This is a genomic window from Enterobacter sp. 03-F-07-AD-ECC (genome assembly GCF_047530935.1).
Classification (GTDB): Bacteria; Pseudomonadota; Gammaproteobacteria; order Enterobacterales; family Enterobacteriaceae; genus Enterobacter; species Enterobacter cloacae.
Genome location: NZ_JBLKBZ010000049.1, coordinates 1 through 5,172 on the forward strand (window position 1 = coordinate 1; position 5,172 = coordinate 5,172).

The following is a 5,172-nucleotide window of genomic DNA, read 5'->3' on the forward strand; positions in this document are numbered from 1 at the left end:
TATTCTGCCATGGCAGAATCTGCTCCATGCGGGAGAGGAAAATCTCTTTTCGGGTCTGACGGCGCTTAGTGCTGAATTCACTATCGGCGAAGGTGAGTTGATGGCTCATGATGTCCCTCTGGGATGCGCTCCGGATGAATATGATGATCTCATATCAGGAACTTGTTCGCACCTTCCCTAGCTCTTTCATCATCCTAGAAGAACTCTTAATTAAGTATTCTTCAAGTGGGCCAGCATATGCCCCTGATGTCACGATCGTTAGTTGCGTAAGAGGATGAGTCAAACTCTCAATGCCCTTCAGGATGTCATTCTGGACAGCAGCAATATAAACAGGCGAAGCCGCAATCAAATATTCATCATTCGGACTGGACTGCATTAACTGGCTTATAGTTGCGCAACGGTTATGCTTTCCTAGTGATTTTGTGATGGCTTTCCACCAGAGATCATGCCTGAATGGTACTTGATGAAATGTCGCCTCGTAAGAGGGCACCCGATCTCGACTATTTAAAAACCCCATCCCGGCAGAGATTATCCACAACTCCAGATTTCTGGTTGAGTTTAAAATTTCCTTTGCCGTAGACCAGTGATTACCTGAATACAAGGACAATGCCGGTACCGCCTGATTACTTCTGGCGTCGTCTACAATGTTACTCCAGGCATATGCTGCGTCGTCCGGGGTTTGTTTTGGATCTATGTCCAATGTCGGCCAGACGTGGCCCTGATGATTCTTGCCCTTTGTACAGGAAGTGATTAAGTGTACTGAGCGTTCAGAGAACATTATCTTCCTTACATACCCATAGAACAGCTTTCTAAGAACGGTGGGCTCGCCTGAAAATTACAAATCAGCCCCTTTCACGGCATCATTTTGATTCTTCGCGTCTGCCCCCAGTAAGATGACCGGTTTTCTGCATGACAGTGTTATTCCTAACAAACGCAACACAAAACCACGCCAGCCAGAGCAAATTTTTTCATTTGCTGCGTAAAGCCTATTGTTTTCTCTTTTAAGCTTCGCCCACTCGTTACAGAGGGTAACATCATCAAGCGCTGTTATATGCTTCGCCTCACCTTCGACGATAACGGTATGGATACCGTATGCTGTAAATCTCATACTATTTTCCAGAACCCAGTTGCGGTATTCGTTGAGTCCACCTTCGGAACCGGTAGCTCTGCGCCACATTTCAATTTGCTTGTGTGATGGGTCAAGTGTACTTGTCATTGAAGCCTCGTCTCAGCGATAACGCTTGAAATAGCCCGCTTTGGTCAAAATGAAATTAGCCATCTGACTGGCGATTTGATTGTATCTTACTCATAGTGCCCAACCTATAGGTTAAAAAGGGGCATTTTCGCTTTATAGCGTGTTCAACATCATCAATCATCCCAAGAAAGGCTGGCTTATTAAGCCGGTCCATCATTTTCTGTATATCTCTCATCAATTTTTATATCCGGCCTGAAGTGCACCGTTCAAGCACACCGATCAGGCAGTTAGTCACTAGTTAACTCTTTACTAGAGACTAAATTCCATTGATTTACGTGACAACGTCACGTCATTAAGGTTTGCAAATGCCTAATTTTCATACTATGGGATTTAATTAGGAGTAAATCCCACAGGTTTACATAAAGCTGACATTTAAAAGTGTTAAAAATCAATCAGATAGAAAGAAAAGGCTCTCCGGAAGAACTCTTCTCATTATTTCGCCGCCCGGGGTTATTGCTGACAGATCTGAAAGTGCTAATATGTTAGTCATTAGTAATTAGTAAAGCCTTTACTAAACGCGTTTCTACGTAAATTCTATTGGTTTTAGAGGGTCCTACTGTCCGAAGACAATAAAGTTGTACACAAAGCACTAAAGTTGTAACCATTCTCAAAAAACGACGCTAATGTTGTATGCTTACTGAATGTGTGGTTATAGGGTTGGAGACTATAAAATGCACATATAGGTACGTATCAATGTCGTTTTTTGGGTACGATCATGGGTAGGGGTAGGCGTCTCAAATCCTATTTGGATTATGAAAATGCGCTAGGTGACGGCATAGGAGTGGGCTATGGCCAAAGTTATCAGCCCTGGCTTAGAGCTCAGGACGTTAAATCCCGTGGAAACCGTTCGATAGTCTTTGGCCTTAAGACGTTTCGAAACCATCATCATGGGGTTTGAGGGCCAATGATGTAAAAAACCACGCTAAGGAGATAATTCATTGTTTAAATTGAGATTTAACGGCCTCAATTCCCCCTTCATAATATCCTCCGGTAGTGTGAACGTATAATGTCCCAGCATGTTGATATGACCGTGCATCAGAGGCGAAAGCCGCGCGATATGTTCATCCTCTGGCCCTTCCCCGATGCTGCGCAGGTGCGACAAGGCTTCCTGCATATAAAGCGTATTCCACAGCACCACTGCGTTTGTCACCAGACCCAGCGCACCCAACTGATCTTCCTGCCCCTCGCGGTAACGTTTTCTGATCTCGCCACGCTGACCGTAGCAGATGGCTCTTGCAACGGCATGGCGGCCTTCACCCCGGTTCAACTGTGTTAGGATCCGGCGACGATAGTCCTCATCATCAATATAGTTGAGAAGATACAGTGTCTTGTTAACTCTTCCGACCTCCATTATTGCCTGAGCAAGCCCTGACGGTCGGGTACTTCTCAATAGCGATCGAATGAGTTCTGACGCATGAATAGTGCCCAGCTTCAGCGAACCGGCAACCCGCATCATCTCATCCCAGTGGCTTTCGATTTTAGAAAGGTCAACACAACCCCGCGCCAGTTTGTCCAACGCCCCGTAATTCGCTGCTTTGTCGGCCCGCCAGAACACAGCCTCACCCGCATCCGCCAGACGAGGTGAAAATTGGTATCCCAGTAGCCAGAACAGGCCAAAGATAATGTCACTGGTACCTGCTGTGTCCGTCATGATTTCAACCGGGTTTAGTCCCGTTTGTTGCTCAAGTAGCCCTTCCAGCACAAAGATGGAATCCCGCAGTGTTCCAGGAATCACTATGCCATGAAAACCCGAATATTGGTCAGAGACAAAGTTGTACCAGGTGATGCCGCGCCCTGAACCAAAGTATTTTCTGTTGGGGCCAGAATTCACCGTTTTCACTGGCGTGACAAAACGCATACCATCAGCGGAGGCTACCTCCCCGCCCCCCAGTATCCTGCCAACGCTAACGAGGACTGAAAATCAACCAGCCGCGCATTGGCGCTAACCAGCGTTTCTGCTCGGATGTAGTTCTGTTTCACCCAGCTCAGACGATGGCGAGTCAGTGCAGGGATATTGTGCTTGATCAGCGGCTCATGTCCGATATTGCAGGCCTCAGCCAGCATCACCGCACACAGGCTTATATGCAGATCCTGCGCACGGGCACCTGACTCGCTGACATGGCTGAATTCACGGGTGAAGCCAGTTCTGGCGTCAATCTCGAGCAACAGTTCTGTCAGGTCAACGGGTGGAAGCAATTGTCTGACTCGGCTGCTCAGTTGTATCAGCGCCGGTGGTTCATCCAATTTATCCAGGCTGCTGATGGTCAGCGAAGGATGTTTACCTTCATTGCAGATGTCCACGGCGGTATTGCGATCAAAACGTGATGCCACCGTTTTCCAGGTTTCATCTAACTGAGCGGCCAATTGCTCCGATGCTTTACTGCCATTAGTGGGGTGACCCAATGCCCGGCAGACTGGAACCCGCTGCGCCTGCCATTCCTCCCCCTGAAGAAGTTTTTGGCGCGGATCACCCCAACGATCGCTGTTTTCCAACCAGATGTCACGACGGCGTAGCGCATCCTGAAGTCGCTCCAGCAGACACAACGAGTAACCTGCTCGCTGTATCCGACCGTCAGCATCGTACACCAGGCGTTTCCAAGGGCCTGAAATGATATGTTCAGGTGCATCGTCCAGGATCCGTTTTTTCGAGCCGTTTAGCTCTGCCAGGTAATGGATGGCAGCCAAGGTATGTTCACCGTCTGGGGCCGCACGGAAGTGCAGATCGCGCAGTAGTGCGGGCAAAAAACGCCTTACCCGTCCGTATTGCTCCACCATTTCATCCTGAAAGTTTGTATCCTGGGGGCGGGCCAGTTCATTCACTTTTTCCACGGACTCTGCCAGTCTGGCGACAGACACACTGCTGAATATGGTCTTTCGCAGCAAATCATCGGCGGTATCTTCATCAAGTAAAAGTGCGCATGCCCGCGCCAGCAGCAACGCCGCGCGGTCAAGATCCTTGAGCGTCCTAAGTCGCTTTTTCTGCCCGGTTTTCTTCGCCTCCCGGGTAATATTGAGGATCAGCATATCCAGCACGTCAACGGCCTCGTCCAGCGCCGAGATTTCTTGCGCTTTCACGAATGCGGTAAGGATCGCCAGCCGCCGTTCTTCTGGCATTCTGCTGATATATTTCACCGATGCCATTCCGGCATAGCGTGCCAGATTGCGGAGCTGTATGGCGGGCAGCCCAGTGAAATTCAGACAGGAAAACTCCAGGCTGCGCAGGCGAGTGTAACGTTCAAGTGCTTCAGTGAACGCGGGGCCGCTGATAGTGACAGGGCCTCTTTTTAGGTGCTCCATCACTGAGAGTCGCTGTCCTTCGGGGATTTCAAGTAACCCAGCCAGTTGTGCGGTCTGCCAACGGTTTGGCAGCGCGGCCAATTTTCGCCACAAGCGGCGGGTCGCACGCTCACGGATTTCACCAATGACTCTCGTCAGGGTGGATGCGGCTGGCAACAACACTTTATTTTGAAGCAACCACGCGGTGGCAAAATCGAACATCAGTCCGGGGCGTTCATTACTGAGCCATGCACGGGTATACAGCAATCGCTTCAGTCTGAACGACCACGGGAAATCACCGAAATCATGATAGCTATAGTGCTGCCTGATAAGCCCGTGGTGCTCCCAACGTGTGTTTTCCCTTTGAGCATAGCGGGAAATGATCTCTGGATAGCGGATGTTAAGTTGCCTTGCGACATAAAACTGGACACCGGGCGGTATTTGCATGAGATCGGACAAGAAGGTTCCCAGAAAGCGGGCAGTTGTGAGTTGAAGGGCAATTCCCAACCGGTTATGCCTGCCCCTACGCAGGTTGATGAAAGGGCACTGTTGCAAAGTTAGCGATGAGGCAGCCTTTTGTCTTATTCAAAGGCCTTACATTTCAAAAACTCTGCTTACCAGGCGCATTTCGCCCAGGGGAT

General features: G+C 49.2%; 2 protein-coding genes and 3 pseudogenes. 1 reads left to right on the forward strand and 4 read right to left on the reverse strand.

The window, feature by feature from the left end:
* From ACMWKA_RS25335 to ACMWKA_RS25345, 3 genes and pseudogenes are all read right to left on the reverse strand, one after another.
* A pseudogene (locus ACMWKA_RS25335) lies at positions 1–109 on the reverse strand (IS5/IS1182 family transposase); the annotation flags it as partial.
* Positions 110–154: 45 nt separating this feature from the next.
* On the reverse strand, positions 155–778 hold the full coding sequence (locus ACMWKA_RS25340) for a hypothetical protein (protein WP_000490639.1): 624 nt from the start codon (positions 776–778) through the stop codon (positions 155–157).
* 57 nt (positions 779–835) lie between these two features.
* A complete protein-coding gene (locus ACMWKA_RS25345; RefSeq protein ID WP_001371925.1) occupies positions 836–1,216 on the reverse strand; it encodes a hypothetical protein in 381 nt (126 codons plus the stop codon).
* Between the two features lie 754 nt (positions 1,217–1,970).
* On the opposite strand from ACMWKA_RS25345, the pseudogene ACMWKA_RS25350 reads away from it, so the two are divergent.
* A pseudogene (locus ACMWKA_RS25350) lies at positions 1,971–2,141 on the forward strand (transposase); the annotation flags it as partial.
* Between the two features lie 36 nt (positions 2,142–2,177).
* On the opposite strand, the pseudogene ACMWKA_RS25355 reads toward ACMWKA_RS25350, so the two are convergent.
* Positions 2,178–5,071: pseudogene (locus ACMWKA_RS25355) on the reverse strand (Tn3 family transposase); the annotation flags it as partial.
* Positions 5,072–5,172 lie beyond the last annotated feature (101 nt).

Coding starts and splice junctions, on each gene's coding strand:
- ACMWKA_RS25340 (WP_000490639.1), bottom strand. CDS start 778: ATGTTCTCTGAACGCTCAGTACACTTAATCACTTCCTGTACAAAGGGC.
- ACMWKA_RS25345 (WP_001371925.1), bottom strand. CDS start 1,216: ATGACAAGTACACTTGACCCATCACACAAGCAAATTGAAATGTGGCGC.